This is a genomic window from Neobacillus rhizosphaerae (assembly GCF_937468385.1).
GTDB lineage: Bacteria > Bacillota > Bacilli > Bacillales > Cytobacillaceae > Neobacillus > Neobacillus rhizosphaerae.
The window spans coordinates 1-17,317 of sequence record NZ_CALBWS010000004.1; the positions used below are offsets into that span (position 1 = coordinate 1).

13 protein-coding genes are annotated in these 17,317 nt (G+C 38.9%); 3 read left to right on the plus strand and 10 right to left on the minus strand.

Annotated features, from left to right (window positions below; genetic code table 11):
- The 9 genes from M5A78_RS05180 to M5A78_RS05220 form a co-directional block, all read right to left on the minus strand.
- Positions 1–885: EpsG family protein (locus M5A78_RS05180; protein WP_264760435.1), on the minus strand; the 885-nt coding region annotated here is incomplete at its 3' end.
- Between the two features lie 81 nt (positions 886–966).
- The gene (locus M5A78_RS05185) at positions 967–2,085 is read right to left on the minus strand and encodes a glycosyltransferase family 4 protein (RefSeq protein ID WP_248734222.1); all 1,119 of its coding nucleotides are present in this window, start codon (positions 2,083–2,085) and stop codon (positions 967–969) included.
- Between the two features lie 14 nt (positions 2,086–2,099).
- Positions 2,100–3,224: a non-hydrolyzing UDP-N-acetylglucosamine 2-epimerase gene (gene wecB / locus M5A78_RS05190; RefSeq protein WP_248734223.1), complete on the minus strand. Its 1,125-nt coding sequence runs from the start codon at positions 3,222–3,224 to the stop codon at positions 2,100–2,102.
- Between the two features lie 5 nt (positions 3,225–3,229).
- Positions 3,230–4,339, minus strand: a complete 1,110-nt coding sequence (locus tag M5A78_RS05195) for a capsular polysaccharide biosynthesis protein CapF (protein WP_248734224.1) — start codon at positions 4,337–4,339, stop codon at positions 3,230–3,232.
- Positions 4,336–5,358: a nucleoside-diphosphate sugar epimerase/dehydratase gene (locus M5A78_RS05200; protein ID WP_248734225.1), complete on the minus strand. Its 1,023-nt coding sequence runs from the start codon at positions 5,356–5,358 to the stop codon at positions 4,336–4,338. The genes M5A78_RS05195 and M5A78_RS05200 overlap by 4 nt, the downstream gene beginning before the upstream one ends.
- Positions 5,359–5,360: 2 nt before the next feature.
- Positions 5,361–6,548, minus strand: a complete 1,188-nt coding sequence (locus tag M5A78_RS05205) for a glycosyltransferase family 4 protein (RefSeq protein ID WP_248734226.1) — start codon at positions 6,546–6,548, stop codon at positions 5,361–5,363.
- Positions 6,549–6,672: 124 nt separating this feature from the next.
- Complete coding sequence (locus M5A78_RS05210; protein WP_248734227.1) at positions 6,673–7,311, minus strand: sugar transferase; 639 nt, start codon at positions 7,309–7,311, stop codon at positions 6,673–6,675.
- A gap of 91 nt (positions 7,312–7,402) precedes the next feature.
- Entirely contained in the window at positions 7,403–9,229 is a 1,827-nt protein-coding gene (locus M5A78_RS05215) for a polysaccharide biosynthesis protein (protein ID WP_248734228.1), read from the minus strand.
- A gap of 509 nt (positions 9,230–9,738) precedes the next feature.
- Positions 9,739–9,897: a hypothetical protein gene (locus tag M5A78_RS05220; protein ID WP_248734229.1), complete on the minus strand. Its 159-nt coding sequence runs from the start codon at positions 9,895–9,897 to the stop codon at positions 9,739–9,741.
- A gap of 253 nt (positions 9,898–10,150) precedes the next feature.
- On the opposite strand from M5A78_RS05220, the gene tagU reads away from it, so the two are divergent.
- Positions 10,151–11,089 carry a polyisoprenyl-teichoic acid--peptidoglycan teichoic acid transferase TagU gene (tagU, locus tag M5A78_RS05225; RefSeq protein ID WP_248734230.1) on the plus strand — a complete coding sequence of 313 codons (939 nt, stop codon included), beginning with the start codon at positions 10,151–10,153 and terminating at the stop codon, positions 11,087–11,089.
- A 336-nt stretch (positions 11,090–11,425) separates the two neighbouring features.
- Here tagU and M5A78_RS24870 read toward each other — a convergent pair whose 3' ends face one another.
- Positions 11,426–11,635 (minus strand): DUF4181 domain-containing protein, encoded by a 210-nt coding sequence (locus M5A78_RS24870; protein WP_406603667.1) that lies wholly within the window; start codon positions 11,633–11,635, stop codon positions 11,426–11,428.
- A gap of 290 nt (positions 11,636–11,925) precedes the next feature.
- On the opposite strand from M5A78_RS24870, the gene M5A78_RS05230 reads away from it, so the two are divergent.
- Together M5A78_RS05230 and M5A78_RS05235 are read left to right on the plus strand one after the other, a co-directional pair.
- Complete coding sequence (locus M5A78_RS05230) at positions 11,926–13,563, plus strand: SWIM zinc finger family protein (protein ID WP_248734231.1); 1,638 nt, start codon at positions 11,926–11,928, stop codon at positions 13,561–13,563.
- A gap of 577 nt (positions 13,564–14,140) precedes the next feature.
- Entirely contained in the window at positions 14,141–17,278 is a 3,138-nt protein-coding gene (locus M5A78_RS05235) for a DEAD/DEAH box helicase (RefSeq protein WP_248734232.1), read from the plus strand.
- The last annotated feature ends 39 nt before the right edge of the window (positions 17,279–17,317 follow it).

Here is a 17,317-nt window from a genome sequence, read left to right on the forward strand (position 1 = left end):
TCTATCACTTATTAAGGATACGCTCTTAAACAGGTAGTAAATACAACTTCCAATAAAGTAACAATTTATATATATATTTAATGAAATGCTATTTTTCATAAATCTCCGTGAAATTTCCACAAAAAATATAAGGAAAAAAAATCGTTTTACCATTGTTATTGAAATCATACTAGTATTATATTCGGATGTTTGATAATAAGCCAGCTTTTCTCCTACCATAGTATTGGGAATTATTTTAGATATTTCAAATAGCAAATCCCCAAAACCAATTAAGCCTATAATCAAACATGCTAGGGTTAATGTATATATCAATTTTCTCGAAAAATTTCTATTTACCAGAAAGTACGCTGGAAGAAAAGTTATAGACGTAATATGAAATAACATAGCAAAAAGAATACATGATATAAATTTGATTAGCTTTCTTTCTTCTAAATAAATAACACTCAAAAAAATGAATGATATGGCAATTCCTTGTCTAATAACTCCCATATCATATGTTAAAAAAATTGTCGATAGATATAAGATTAAGGAAATAATTATCGCTTCGCTCTTTTTAAAAAAAACAAATAACTTTAAGGGAATAGCTATTAGAGCACACAAAAAAATAACCATATAGAAATTTATACTTAAAACATTAATTAAATAAAACCCTGGCTCAACATTTGCATTTGAGAAGGATAAATTATGAAACGCTATATTATCAAATATGTTTCGATAACCATCATAATCATATCCAATTTTGTTACGGGTTCCAGCCATAAATACCAATAGGATCCCAAATATTATTAGTATTAGCCTTCTATATTTGTTGTTTATATGTTCTTTTATTTTTGGAAATATGAATTGTACGCATGACAAAGATAAAATGATTAATTTATAAAGCATTGAATTATTATCCTTTCAAAATAGAAATAATTCACGAAAAATTAATAGGCATAACTTCCTTAGAGCAAGTTAATTCATGTCTTAATTTTCCATTTTATTTTCCATAATTTTCACTACTCTGTTTACAAAATTATTACTCATATAATTATCTTCTACTTTTTTAGTATTGTTTTTTATGATATTAGCAATATCTACTCTCACTTTTTTCATGCAACTAGCTATATCATTAATATCTTTTGAGGTACACTGTAACCCATTCATTTTATCTTTAAATATATCATTTATTCCACCCTGGCTTGTGGTAACGATAGCACATCCCATACCCATTGCTTCTAATATTGAGATAGGCTGGCCCTCATTAGGGTAATAAGTTGGTAAACAAAAAACATGAGCCTTTAATAACAATTCTCTTTTCGCGTCTCCTTTTACCACTCCATGATAAGTTATATTTCTTTCTAGCATAAGTAAATACCTTTCAAACTCTTCCTTAACATCAGGTTCAATATTACCAGCAATATTCAAGTGAAAATCAATGTTCTCTTCTTTCAATTGTTTACATGCTTCTAACAAATCTAATATTCCTTTAGTTTTCATTAAATTGCTTAAATATATTATTTCAAGCTTTTCCGAGCTATCTATTGTTAAAACCTTTTCCTTTAACTCTTTGCTAGACAAAATAAACTTATCTTCTATTCCATTTTCACAAACACGAACTTTTTCAGGGGGGATTATTCCCTCAAACATTTTCTTTAAAGATTGCCCTAGGACAATTACACTTTCACATTTATTAAAATACCTTTTTAACTTTAGCTGTTTAACTTCATTAATTGAATCAAACATTTTTCTAACAAATCCACCGTGAAAATGTATATATACAGGGATCCTTTTTAAACATGCAGCGTCAATAAAAGGAGTGTACTTTAAAAATCCAATATAACTCTGAGCAGGAGTAATATAAACTGCATCGTATTTCTTAAATAAAATATTACATACTCCTTTTAAAATAGGTGATACACTACTAAATACCTTTTTAATATTAAACTTCCCTTGGGAAGATAAGTTAGTGAAGCTTTTTTCAGTATTTGTATCTAAGAAATCTACCATATGGCCTTTTTCAACAAGTCCATCCAGTAAGATCTCATTTGCCAAAGATGATCCTGTAATAGGTTCTGGAAATGGGCCTATCAATAATATTTTCATAATTAACTCCGATCTTACTTATTCCAAACAAACTTATTAATAGTCTTTGTATAACTCTGCACTATTTTAACTACCTTAATAGAAACATTAGAATCTTGATAATCAGTAGCAAGAACTGTTTTTTCCTGATTCTCCCACATAGCTCTACTTAACTCTACCGCCTGTACGATATCTTCTTCTGTAATCCCACCGACAACAACGGTTCCTTTATCTAATACTTCAGGTCTTTCTGTAGATGTTCTAATTAATACACCGGGAAAACCAAGTATGGCTGATTCCTCAGATAAAGTGCCGCTGTCTGATAACGTACAGAAAGAATTCAATTGTAATTTGTTATAATCAAAGAAGCCAAACGGCTTTAACTGCTGAATCAACTTATGGAATTTAAATCCTCTCTCCTCAATTTTCTTCCAACTCCTTGGATGGGTTGAGTAGATAATCGGCAATTGATAAGTTTCGGCAATATTGTTAATAGCATTCATTAATGAGAAGAAGTTTTTCTCATCATCTATATTCTCTTCCCTATGCGCTGAAACTAAGATATATTTTCCGGCTTCCAGTCCTAGTTCAGCTAATACATGACTGATCTCTATCTTTTCCATATTTTTGTGCAACACTTCTGTCATTGGTGAGCCTGTTACAAAAACATGTTCTTTTCTGATACCCTCTGATAATAAATATCTTCTGCTATGCTCGGTATACGCAAGGTTGATATCTGAAACATGATCAACAATTTTTCTATTTATCTCTTCTGGAACATTTTGATCAAAGCAGCGATTTCCTGCTTCCATATGGAAAATAGGTATCTTCAAACGCTTTGCTGCAACTGCACTAAGACAACTATTTGTATCACCTAGAATTAATAATGCATCTGGTTGTTCTTTTTTTAATATTTTATAGGAACCTGCAATGATATTCCCCATTGTTTCACCAAGGTCTTCACCGACAACACCAAGAAAATGATCTGGTTGTCTTAGTCCAAGTTCTTCAAAAAAGATATCATTAAGCGTGTAATCCCAGTTTTGTCCAGTATGAACTAATTGATGATTAAAATATCGATCACAAGCTTTTATTACTTCTGATAACCTTATAATTTCAGGCCTTGTACCAACTATGGTCATTACCTTCATTTTTCCCATTTGTCCTAAACCTCCAAGAAATAAGTATCAGGCTTTTCTGTATCAAAGATTTCACAAGCCCAAAATAAAGTTATTACATCTTCTTCACCAGTATTCACGATGGAGTGAGTATATCCTACTGGGATATCCACAACCTCTGGGATTTCGCCATTAACTTCATACTCAAGCACCTCTTCCGTGCCTATTTTTCTAAACTTAATCACCGCTTCACCTTGAATAACTAGAAACTTTTCAACCTTTGTATGATGCCAGTGATTACCTCTTGTTATACCTGGCTTTGTCTTGGAAATGAATATCTGGCCCATGCTTTTAGATTTAATAAATTCTGCTAGCCAGCCTCTATTATCAACATTTTTCTTCAATCTATATGAGAAATTGTCTTCCTCTAAATAGGATAGGAATGTTCCATATAAAGCCTTATCAAATTCGGATTCAAGTGAGGGCATAACTAAAGTATCTCTGTTTTTTCTAAAAGCAAAAATTTTATCTGCTAATTCTCCAAGTTTAATCTTATAAAATATTGGAACGGAGCAGAAATCGCCATCTTTTGTTTCAATTCCTTCTAATGCTCTTAAAAACTCTTCTACTACATTATCTATATAGCATAAGGTTAATTCTGTATTAGGGTCATTAACCTGGATCTCAAGGTCTCTCGCAATATTATGACAGAAGGTTGCAACTGCACTATTGTAATTAGGTCTGCACCACTTACCAAAAAGGTTAGGTAATCTGTATACTAAAGCCTTTGCTCCCGTTTCTTTACTGTAAGTAAATAAAAGATCTTCTCCAGCCTTCTTACTCCTGCCATATGGGTTATCCTTTTCAGCCTGTGTGGAAGAAGTAATGAGTACTGGTGATTTATTATCATATTTTTTTAATAGCTCTAGCAATTCAGATGTAAAACCGAAGTTGCCATCCATAAATTCTTGTTCCTCTTTAGGTCTATTAACTCCAGCTAAATGGAAGACAAATTCACATTCCTTTGTATATTCATCGAGTAGTGAATAATCAGACTCTCTTCCAAATTCTAGTATATCGTTATATCCCTTGTTTTTTAATTGAGCGATCAGATTTTTACCAACAAACCCCTTTGCTCCAGTAACAAGTATTTTCATCGTCCATTCCAGCCTTTAAGTTCGTTCCGTACGTATTCTAGAGCAAGGAGTTTTTCTTTTACCTGTTCGATAGTAAGTCTTTTTGTATTATGGGAATTATACTCTTCTTCAGAGGATAATTTCTGATCTCCATCTGCAAAATACTTTTCATAATTAAGATCTCTTTGATCGGCTGGAACTCGATAGAATCCGCCTAAGTCCTCCGCTAAAACATTTTCTTCTTTTGTAAGAAGTGTTTCATATAGCTTTTCACCGTGACGAGTACCTATCACTTTAATCTCATTAGCTGCATTAAAAAGCTCCTTAACGGCTTGAGCAAGGTCACCCACCGTAGATGCAGGCGATTTTTGGACCATAATATCCCCAGCCTGAGCGTTATGAAAAGCAAATACGACTAGCTCTACTGCCTCTTCAAGACTCATGAGGAATCTAGTCATATTAGGATCTGTCACAGTTAAAGGTTGTCCGCTTTTGATTTGTTCAATAAATAACGGTATAACGGAGCCACGAGAGGCCATTACATTACCATACCTTGTACCACAAATAAGAGTCCTGTCTGGAGATACTGTTTTTGATTTTGCTACAAAGACCTTTTCCATCATTGCTTTTGATATTCCCATCGCATTGATTGGGTATGCAGCTTTATCGGTTGAAAGACAGATAACTTTTTGTACTCCGTATTCTATAGCTGCTGTTAATACATTATCAGTACCCAATATATTCGTTTTCACTGCTTCTAATGGAAAAAATTCACAAGATGGTACTTGTTTTAATGCAGCTGCATGGAAGATGTAATCCACGCCATGCATGGCATTTTTTACACTTCCGATATCCCTTACATCACCTAAATAGAATTTAAGCTTTTCATTTTTATATAGCTTTCGCATGTCATCCTGTTTCTTCTCATCTCTTGAAAAAATGCGAATTTCTTTTATATCTGTATCTAAAAACCTTTTCATAACAGCATTTCCGAAGGAGCCTGTACCACCTGTTATAAGTAGAGTTTTACCATTAAACATATTTAATCCCCCAAATTAGTTAAAGTGTTTTCTAACACCGAAATAAATTTTTCTTTGCTATAGTTTCTACTATAAAAGTCATATGAGTTATTAGCCATTTTTTCTTTATTATCACTTTTGCAAAACTGTAGAATTATATTCGCCAATTCTTTATAATTTTCAGCAGCACAACATAATCCACAGCCTGCTTCTTCTATTACACGGCTCGCCTCACCATTAATAGCTCCTATTATTGGCTTACGGGCAGCCATGTAAGATTGCACTTTACCAGGTAATGTATATGCAATAGTCTTATTATCTTTTAATGTAATTAACATCGCATCTGCCATCCCGTAATACTTTGGCATTTCACTCACCGGTCTTCTTCCATAATATATAATGTTGCTTAGCCCCAATGTGTTGCTAAGTAACTTACATTCTTCTAATTTAGATCCATCACCAACTATGTGAAAAATAATATCACAGTGCTCACGCAATTCATTAGCTGCTTTAACGATCGTTTCCACACTCTGCATATCACCAATATTTCCAGCAAAGACAAAATTGAATTTATCATTTTTAGAAACTTCGATACTTTCAGTGAACAAATCTTCAGCATATTGCGGTAGATGATGTACTACTTCCATGTTAACTCCAAGAGTACTTCTAAAATATTCTTTGAACAAACTAGAAGAAACCGCTATGGAATCTGCTGAATGATAAATCCATTTAGATATCTTCATAAAAAATTTATAAATCATTGAATTTTCTTTGATTCCACCAGCAACTAAACTATCAGGCCATAGATCTAGGCAGTAAAGAAATACCTTTTTCTTATGCTTCCACTTATAAACCATAGCCGGGATCCCCATCATAACGGGTGAAAGTTGATTGACAAATACTACATCAAACTTTTCCTTCATAAACAATGTCTTCCACGAAGCTGACACTGCAAAACTAAGATAATTCAAGAAAAGCTTCACTTTATTACTCCCACGGCCAATTTCAAAACTTCGGATAACCTTTACACCGTTAAGCACTTCATTCCTTTTCTTACCCTTGCGATAATCATCAAGTACCCGTCCTTCTGGGTAATTTGGAAGACCTGTTAAAACAGTTACATCATGACCCTTTTTTACAAGTGCTTCACATATATCTGATATACGAAAAGGCTCCGGATAGTAATATTGGCAGACAACTAGTATTTTCATATGAACTTAAGCCCCCAAATTCTATTGAACCTTTTTCAAATACTCTTCCATTTCAATTATTAATCCTTCAAATAATGACATGGGCTTGTACCAAAATCCTGTACCTAACAGCATTGTTCCACCTCTATTGCTCTAATGACTTCCCTGTCACCTTACTACTCGTAACTTCCTTCTTAGCTCCGGTCCCGCCTTCAATAACGCCATCACTCTTTACAACGCTCACGATGGTCCCAAAGAAGCACTTAACATCCATCCAAAAGCTTATCTTCTCAACGTACTCTCCGTCCAGGTTTGCCTTAACTTCAATAGGGAGCTCATCCCTACCATTAATCTGAGCCCAGCCTGTTAGTCCAGGTGGCACATCATTAGCACGATACTTATCACGTTCTGCTATCAAATCATACTGATTCCACAACGCAGGTCTTGGACCGATAATACTCATCTGCCCAACAAAGATATTCAAAATCTGTGGAAACTCATCTAAACTAGTTTTTCTCAGAAATTTACCCATCCTTGTAATGTATTGCTCTGGATTTTCTAATAAATGAGTTGGAGTGTCTTTGGGTGTATCTATTCGCATAGTTCGGAACTTCAAAATATTAAAATGAGTTTTATGAATCCCGACCCTTTTTTGTTTGAAGAGTACTGGACCTTTTGAATCTAGTTTAATAGCTATAATAAGAATTAAGAAAATAGGCGATAATACAATAAGACCTATTAAAGAAAGAATGACATCTATAAATCTTTTTATTTTCATATACATTTCAATTAAACTCCTCGCATTCTTTAGTCACTTAATAGTTAATTTGATTCCTATTTCGCCTATATTCAACTAACTACTAGCTCACTAACTACTAATTCACCGCAGCCAAAACAGAAGAATCATCAAATTTATTATTCGCAATCGCAATCAATGAATCATGCATTTCCGCCTCAGACATATCTAATAAACTGCTAATTAATCCGCTTAATTCTTCCGAACGGATTACCTTCGCCTTCCCAATATGAATCTTTGGAAAAACCTGCTCTGGATGCACTTCATTCTCATTAAGCAGCTCTTCAAACATCTTCTCTCCAGGTCGAAGTCCTGAAAAACGAATCCCGATTTCCTCTATTGTATATCCTGAGAGTTTAATAAGGTTTTTCGCCAAATCCACAATCTTAACCGGCTCCCCCATATCGAGTACAAAAACCTCACCGCCGCGCGCCAAAGATCCTGCCTGAATAACAAGCCTTGATGCTTCCGGTATCGTCATAAAATAACGTGTCATATCAGGATGTGTAACCGTTACTGGGCCGCCAGCTTGTATTTGTTTTTTAAATAATGGTATCACACTGCCACGGCTACCAAGCACATTCCCAAACCGAACGGCAACAAACTTTGTGTTACTATTTTGTGCTAGACTCTGAATAATCATCTCAGCAAGCCGCTTCGTCGCCCCCATCACATTCGGAGGATTCACCGCTTTATCCGAAGAAATCATCACAAAAGCATGAACACCGAAGGTATCCGCCGCCTCCGCTACATTCTTCGTTCCAAAAATATTGTTCTTCACTGCTTCTCTCGGATTGTATTCCATCAACGGCACATGCTTATGTGCCGCCGCATGATAAACAACAAATGGGTGATGTTCTTCCATTACTTGAAACATTCTTGCCCGGTCTTGAATATCACCAATGACAGGCACAATTTCAATTTGAGTTTGATATGTTCTCCTAAGCTCCATATCAATCAAGTAAATACTATTCTCACCATGACCTACTAAAATGATTTTAGCAGGATTAAACTTACAGATTTGTCTACATATCTCTGAACCAATCGAACCACCCGCACCCGTAACTAAGACCGTTTTCCCTGACACATATTCTGAGATACTGTTAATATCCAATTCTACTGGATCCCTGCCTAATAAATCCTCCACCTGAACATCGCGGAAATTGTTAACCGAAACCTTCCCTGTCATTAAATCTTCCAGCATTGGCATAATTTGCGTCTTTGCTTTTGTTTTTGCACATTCATCAAAAATCCTCTTTAATTCATTTTGCTTTAAAGAAGGGATGGCAATGACGATATTATCAATATTTAAAGTCGTAACCGCCTCTTGAATTTGACTTGTATTCCCAAACATCGGGATATCTAAAATTTGCAGCTTGAATTTCTTAGGGTCATCATCAATGAAAGCAACTGTACTTAGCTCTGCGTCCACACTTTTCTGTAATTGGCGGGCAACCATTACCCCCGCAGCACCCGCACCAATAATAAGGGTTCTCTTTTTCGAAGAATCAGGTTTGAGATACGTATCCCTAATCATTCTCCAGACAAATCGAGATCCGCCAATCGATAATACGTAAAGCATCCACGTAGTTACTAACGCTCTCACATATATCTCAAAGTGGACAATGTATTGAATCACTGCTGTTGTCAGAACAGCGAATGTTACTCCCTTCACAATGGCAAATAACTCACCTACACTTGCATATTCCCACGCCTTATTATAAAGACGGTAATAGCTAGCAAAAATATGATGACTGACCACAAGTGTTAACCCGATCATCATCATAACTTGTTTACTGTCAATGATAATCGATGGATGTAATGGATAATAACTAAGATATAATGACAGTAAAACAAGAATAGAATCTAATAACCCTAAAGTAACAAGACGGGTTTTGTATGCCACTCCCTTTTTCCCCCTTTAATCTCTCTCTTTTGTTTATCTAACTATTTCAAAAAAACGTAAATGGCGTTCCAAGACGCCATCTAGTACAGAAATACAATTCATTCATAGACCAGGGCCTAACATAATAAAAGCGGTGTGAGCAGAGCTTAACTCCATCTTATTCATAGTGAAAAATGTATATTAATTACTACATTTAAGATATACTGAATCGTTTTTGCGGCGCTCCGCCTCTATTCAACACAAAAATAAATATCTAATGGAATTGCAAGTGCCTTCACACTTATTCTTTCCTTAGATATTTATTGTTTTGTTGTTTATTTTCAAGGTAATATAGCATAAAAATTGAACAATTACCAAATTTTCCACATTTTTCCCTATTTTATTCCTTATTGCTTTTACTATTCTACACCCTTTTTGTAAATTTTTATAGTTAAAATGTGAAATTTGAATGATTTTTCTTCGTTTTTTTGTTACTATTTATTATTCTTGGAAGTAGCGGAAATTTTTGTTTATGATTTTTCAAATGCTTCAAACTCACTTACTGGTAAAACACTTGTCAATCCGACGGTGAAGATTTTTGAAAATAATCGTTTAATTGCTTCTAGTAATACCGATGAACAAGGGTTCTTCACTATCGAATGATTTGTCCATTTTTCGACTAAACCCATAGTAATTCACCCTTATATTTAAAAAATTTGTATATTAAAAAGGTATTTTCTGCTATTATATCTTTGGCTGTATATACTCTCCAACTGAAGGAATTATATGGTTCTTAAAATTGCGTTCTAAATGTGGAATGATAATCTATCAAAATTCTATATGAACGAAACATTTTTTGTCGAATACTCGTCTATTATTTCGATTCAAAATCATTTTTTATTTCATATTCATGTTCAAACATCTGAGGAGGAATTACCTGTTATGAGTTCTAGAGCAAAGAGAAAGAAAAAAAAGCCCACATGGCTAAAAGTTTTATTATCAATCATTGTTTTATTGATAGTTGCAACAGGTGCTTATGCTTATACGGTTTATCACTCGCTAACAAGCGCTGTGGAAACGATGCACAGTCCCCTCGATAGAGAAAAGTCAGATAAACGTACGGATCAGGTGTCATTGAAGCAAGCACAGCCATTTTCAGTTGCCTTATTGGGTGTTGACCAACGTCCGGGCGACCGGGGCCGAGCTGATTCCATTATTGTGATGGCCGTTAACCCCGATACTAGCTCTGTTAAGATGCTAAGTATTCCACGTGATACACGGACTGAAATCGTTGGGAAAGGGACAGTAGACAAAATCAACCACTCTTACGCATTTGGCGGTGTTAAAATGTCTCTTGATACAATCGAAAAATTCCTAGATATCCCGATTGATTATTATGTACAAGTTAACATGGAAGGATTTAAGGATATTGTAAATTCAGTCGGTGGGGTAACGGTAAATAATGACTTAGACTTTACTTCTGATGGTACTCACTTTCCTAAGGGGCAATTAACACTAAACGGAGAAAAGGCTTTGAAATTCTCTAGAATGCGTCATGAAGATCCTCGTGGAGACTTCGGTAGACAACAGCGTCAACGCCAAATTATTCAAGGTGTTATCAATGAAGGTGCAAGCTTAAGCTCGTTAACAAATTTTAGTGACATCTTTTCTGCTTTAGGAAATAACGTAAAAACAAATTTGACATTTAATGAGATGGTCACCATTCAAAGTAAATACAAAAAAGCAAGCAAATCCATTGACCAAATTTCCGTTAAGGCACAAGGTACGAAGATTGACGGGATTTCCTATCAGTTAATTTCCGATGAGGAAAAAGCGAGGATTCATCAGATTTTAGTAGATCAATTAGAGCTGAAAAAATAAATAATTAAAACCTGAATTATTCATGTCAAACAAACCGTTTACACATCAGTGAAAACGGTTTGTTTACAATCAATTATTATCTATTGAATATTGCTTCTTAAAGTAATTTTGATACTCCCCACTAATGATTTGCTCCCACCACCACCAGTAACTAATATAGCCATTGACAAGAAGCTTCCCCTATTTTTATTTTATTGATATTTCACTCATTTTTTCAAACCGTGGATTATGCTTTAACCCCAAATTTCACACTTATTTTAATACTATTAAATTACCAAATCGTTATCGGTCAAAGTGACTGGTAAATATGAAATCGACCTTAAAATAGATAACTTTTTAGGCAGCAAGCCCACCTATCGACCTCATTCTAGAAAGGAAATGACCAAAAGAAAAAGCCGCAGTAACAATAGAGGAAAAGAAAAATACGATGATAAGACCTAGCTCCACTCTTTTATGCAGGTTGTTCACTCTGTGATAGTAGCCTTTTGGTTTGATTATTTTTAGTTTTTTACGTAAGACGAACTCAAAGAGCAAAATAAACAACATCCAAGGAATCAAATACAGTAGTAAACTTTTTAAATCTATGCGTGGTTACCTCCACTTTAATTGAATTTTTTCATAGTACTTCTTCAATGTTTGAGCTTTTTCCTTCTTTCCAATCCTCCCCCTCCTCTAATAGCGATTTTTTGGGTATAATAAAGGAATATGGATTTTTTTAACGTGTTTACTGTTTTTCTTTATAAAAAACGGTTTATGATATTGTTTTTTCAAAAGGAGTTGCGACTTTGATGGGTCGGCCTCCACGTTTACTTTTTTTCAAAAAGGGGGTTGTTGACTTGGAATTGACACCTGCTAATCAACTGATAGAAAGCCTGGCAGCTGAGCTTGGCGAGCTTTTGCATCCAAATACGGTCGAAGATGCCAAGCTTGTGCAAAAAGGCTTGATGCTGTATCGGCAAGGAATGGTTACGCAATTACATATTGGGGATGATTCGGTCACGGCGACAGTGCAGGATGTGACGCCAGCTAAGGTGCGGCTTGACCTCAACTTTTTGTCGGTAAGTGAGTGCTCGTGCCCGACAGATGACCTGTGCCGTCATCAGCTGGCGGTGTTTTTCAGTGCCTATGCCCGATCTGGGGTGGGCAGTGTTGGCGACTGGGTGACGGAATGGCGTGAGCCGATTCGTGAGCAGAAGGCGGTTGCGGGCTGGGGCATGCAGGCGGCAAAGGATTTGATCAAGGCAAACGGGGTGTTAATGCCGGAATACAGCCGCTGGGTGCACTCGTTTGAGGTGAGTTTTGATACGCTGCTTGCCTCGAAAAAGTACACAAGTCCTTATGTGATTCCTGAGTTGTTTGCGATTTACGAGCGGCGGATTCATGCTAGTGCCCCTGTGAAGCAGGAATGGCGCCTGCTATATGAGTTGGTTGGGATTGTTGTGTCTTTCCGAAAGCTGGCTGTTCTGAGTGAGCAGCTCGGCCACAATGAGGATGTTGTCAAACGGGCTTATCTTCATTTGTTCCAAAATATGATGGATGATGCTGAGGAGCTTGTGGGGAAAATTGGAGTGCAGACGACGCCCTTTGCCTTTGACGAGTTTATCGAGAAATTAAAGGACGATGCGTTTGAGCTGTTGACGGCTGCGAACGGGGTCGAGTATGAACGGATTTATTTGTATCGCTTGTTGTGGGTTCATTTTTTCAAAAAGAAGCCTTGGCGTGAGGAAGAATTGGAGAAGATCCGGCTCCGTGGTAAGGAGCTCCAGGATTGGGAGAATCCTGTGCCGCTAGCGGTGGCAAGGATTCATTTGAATATCCTGCAGCAGAATGATGAATTGGCTTTGAAAATAATGGCACAAATTACGGATGACTTATTCACGGCTTATATGGTTTTTTGGATTGATTATTTGAGTCAGCTGAAGGCGTGGAAGCGGGTTGGACCGTTGATTGAGTTATTTTTGCAAAAGGTGAAGGGGTATTTGGAGCATTTGGGTGGCTATCATAGTTGTGCCGCGTTCACAAGGAATGCGCTCCGGGCTGTGACACCATATTGTGTGGAAAATGACCGGGTCGATTTGTTTGAGCGAGCGCTGCTCGTGATGCTTCCATATAGTTTTGCTGATTATGAGTATTTGTTGTTCGAGCGCGGGCAGTATGATCGCTGGGGCGAACTCCAAGCGCTGGTGGGCTTCGACTATTACGATTTGCCGAAGGATCGCGTGAAAGTTATCGAGAAGGAGCGCCCCGAGGTGCTACTGGCGATGCTCCACCAAACCGCCCAGCGCGAGATTGACCAGAAGAACCGCGCGAGCTATCGCATGGCCGTCCGGCACTTGAAAAAGCTGCGGACGATCTATAAGAAACTGAAGCGCGTCGACGACTGGCAATACTTTATGGAAACCTTACTTGAGCGAACCAGGAGGCTCCGAGCCTTTCACGAAGAATGTAAGCGGAGCAAGCTGATCGAGACCTGATGGTGGCGTTGAGAGTGGCATTTTGTGTTTTTATATTTGGCTCTTTTCTAAGAAATTGTTGCTTTTATTGAGTTAGGATCTTTTGACGACCGAAAACGAGAAAACAGAGCAGGTAGGGTCGCAAATAATGGGGTATTACCGACCGAATACAGAAAAAAAGAGCAGGTAGGGTCGCCAATAAGGGGTATTGACGACCGAAGACAGAAAAAAAGAGCAGGTAGGGTCGCCAATAAGGGGTATTGACGACCGAAAACGGAAAAAAAGAGCAGGTAGGGTCGCCAATGGTGGTCATTGACGACCGAGAAAGAGAAAAATGACTATAGATAGTCGTCTATGTGAGAGGAATCATCGATTTTCCCGGTTATGGTCACGTAGAACCATTCAATCTGCTTGGGATCTCTAATTTTTATGAAATAAGGGTTATTGATAACTGAAAAGCAACGATGTTTGCGAAAACAGCCTTATATTTAAAGGTTTTGTTTATTTTTGGAGGGGTTTATATATCTAGATATTTTATGGAAAATCAACTGATTTTCCATAATTACTCTCTCCCCCAGTAAAAGGAGCACAATGCACGATGCTGAAAACAAGGTTTTTGAAATTGCTGACAACTAAATTAGGAAATGGTCGATTTCTTCTTACTGCCCAGGATGAGCGTGATAACTATAAGGATCCATCTAGATGGAAAAACCTCGTTTTTAGTAGCCATGATGAGAGCTTTTTCGGGACTCTGCTTGAAACGGAAACCGTGGATGGCGTTGAAGGGGTCGCGGTTAGCGGCTGGCAGCTTGTCTCACTTTTTGCCAAAGAATCGTTCAACCGCTTTATCGAATGGGACTGGAATGAGGAATCCGAGATTTGTCTTGCCTCCTCCCTTGCGCTTTATGAAGGAATATTGGAAAAAGACTGGCTGCCTGACTTTTCAGTGTGGGAGCATGGTGATTTCCGATGGAAGCTACCGGAGCGGGTTAAGGATGAATTCGACCCGTCCTTTTGGGAACAGGAAATTATGGATTCCGCTCATTCCCTGGATAGGACTAGCGAGCATGAAGCGGCATCACATCAATCAGAAACGACTTTTGATTATATCTCTGACTTATACAACAGTGCCCTCGATGCTTATTTAACGAGGAATTCAGCGATGAAAGAGCTGTTCGGACCGAAGCTTGATTTATTGAAAAAACAAAATATTTCTGGCGGCGAGCTGGCCCGTTATTTTGATGAAGAAAGCTGGCTCGAGTGGGTCGGGATTAAGCAAAGCGACACTCCTTTTACCATCGGACTGCGGTTAGATGAACCTATCGATGATGAAGGCGCGTGGACTCTGGATGTTTTTTTACGTGGGAGGAAAAATGTCGAGGAGATATATGATGTTAAGGGTACCGCTAGGATTCCTGCTAAGTGGCGGACATTTTTGGAAAAAGTCGATCGTGAACAGGCTCGCTGGGTCCGTTTGATTCCATGGCTGGGCGAGGATTACAGGGATATCGAGGATAAGGCTAGTTTAGCCACCATGCAGGACCGCCTCAAAACGCACCTTACCGAGGAAGAAGCGTGGAGGTTTTTAACCGAAGCCAGCGAAACGCTGGTCGCGCTCGATGTTGAAATTCTCCTTCCTTCCTGGTGGCAGGCAATGAAAAATGCTAATTTGAAGGTGAAGGCGTCGTTAAAAGGAACGTCAAGCCACCGCCCGTCGTTCGTTGGCCTGCAAGCTATGCTCGATTTTAACTGGCGTTTTTCGATGAACGGTGTCGACCTTTCCGAAGAGGAGTTCGGCAAGCTGGTCGAGGAAAAAAGACGGCTTGTATATATCCGCGGCCGCTGGGTCAAGTTGGATCCGCAGTTCATCCGCCAAATTCAGGATTTGATGAAGCGTGCTGAGAAAGAAGGCCTGCATGTCCGCGATTTGCTTGAGCAGGAGCTGGTAGAGCCAACAGCGGCTGAAGATGAGCTGGAAAATCCTAAAACATTTGCGAAAATTCAAATTGAAATGAACCGTCAATGGAAGCAGATGGTCAAGCAGCTTTCAGAGGTGCACGAAATTCCGCCAGTGGATGTACCATCAGGATTGAACGGCGAGCTCCGCCCGTACCAGCAGCTTGGCATGAGCTGGCTTTGGTTCTTACGCCAGTACGGGTTTGGTGCCTGCCTTGCCGATGACATGGGCCTCGGCAAAACTGTCCAACTCATCTCCTATTTGTTGAAGGTGAAGGAAGTGAGCGGGGATGATTTGGCGGTGGAGCCTAGCACTCTTGGAAGTCGTGTTGGTAGCGGTGACTCCATGGTGCCTGACACCGCAGACGGTCGAAACGTTGCGGTGATGCCTGATATCCATAATAACAGCGGCGATACATTGGTGACTGACGAAGGCGGTGGCATCGTGGTGCCTGTCACCACGGCCAAACCCCGAAGCAAAAAGGAAGTTGATTCTGCTTCCACTAAGATTCCAACGAAGGCGGCACTGATCATCTGCCCGACCTCGGTGCTTGGAAACTGGCAGAAGGAGCTGGAGCGCTTCGCTCCAGAGATGCAGGTGTATTTGCATTACGGCTCGAGCCGTCTGAAGGAAGATGCTTTTTCCGAAAAGGTTAGAGATGTCGATGTCGTCCTAACTTCCTATGGGTTGAGCCACCTTGACTCAGCCGAATTCGAGTCAATGATTTGGAGCTCTATTGCCATTGATGAGGCGCAAAACATTAAGAACGCGCAGACGAAGCAATCGAAGGCAGTACGCAGGCTCCGTGGCCGCCACCACATTGCGATGACGGGCACACCGATGGAAAACCGCTTATCCGAGCTGTGGTCGATTTTTGATTTTACCAATCACGGCTATCTTGGCAGCTTAGGACAATTTCAGAAAAAGTTCGTCATCCCAATTGAAAAGGATGAGAAGAAGGAAAAAGTTCAGCAGCTACAATCTTTGATTCGGCCATTCTTGCTAAGGCGCACGAAAAAGGATGAAGAGGTCGCCCTCAATCTTCCAGACAAGCTGGAGCAAAAGGAATATTGCCCGCTCACGGCTGAACAGGCGTCATTGTACGAGCAGCTCATCCATGATACATTTGCTGAAATTGAAAAATTATCCGGCTTTGAGCGCAAGGGGCTAATCCTTCAAATGCTAAGCCGGTTAAAACAGCTGTGCAACCATCCGGCACTTTATTTAAAAGAAAAGTCGGCAACACGGCAGCTTCTTGAGCGTTCGAATAAAATGGAGAAGCTTGTCGAGCTGATTGGCGCTGTTTTGGAGCAAGGTGAGAGCTGTCTCATTTTCACACAATATATTGAAATGGGCGAGATGATTCGTGCCACGTTGAAGAAGAAATATGGCGTGGAAGTGCCGTTTTTGAATGGAAGCGTTCCAAAGACGCAACGGGATAATATGATTGAGCGCTTCCAGAACGGCGAGTTCCCGGTGTTCCTGCTGTCCTTGAAGGCAGGTGGAACTGGGCTGAACCTGACGGCGGCGAATCACGTCATCCACTACGACCGCTGGTGGAATCCTGCTGTTGAAAACCAGGCGACCGACCGGGCCTATCGCATTGGCCAATCGCGTTTCGTCCACGTGCACAAGCTGATTTGCACTGGAACGCTCGAGGAGAAAATCGACGCTATGCTCGAGAAAAAACAACACCTAAACGACCAAATCATCCAAAGCGAAAACTGGATCACCGAACTATCGACAGATGAGCTGAAGGATTTGGTGTACTTGGGGTGATGGCGTCACTTTGATGGTGTCAGGCACCATCCGTGGACA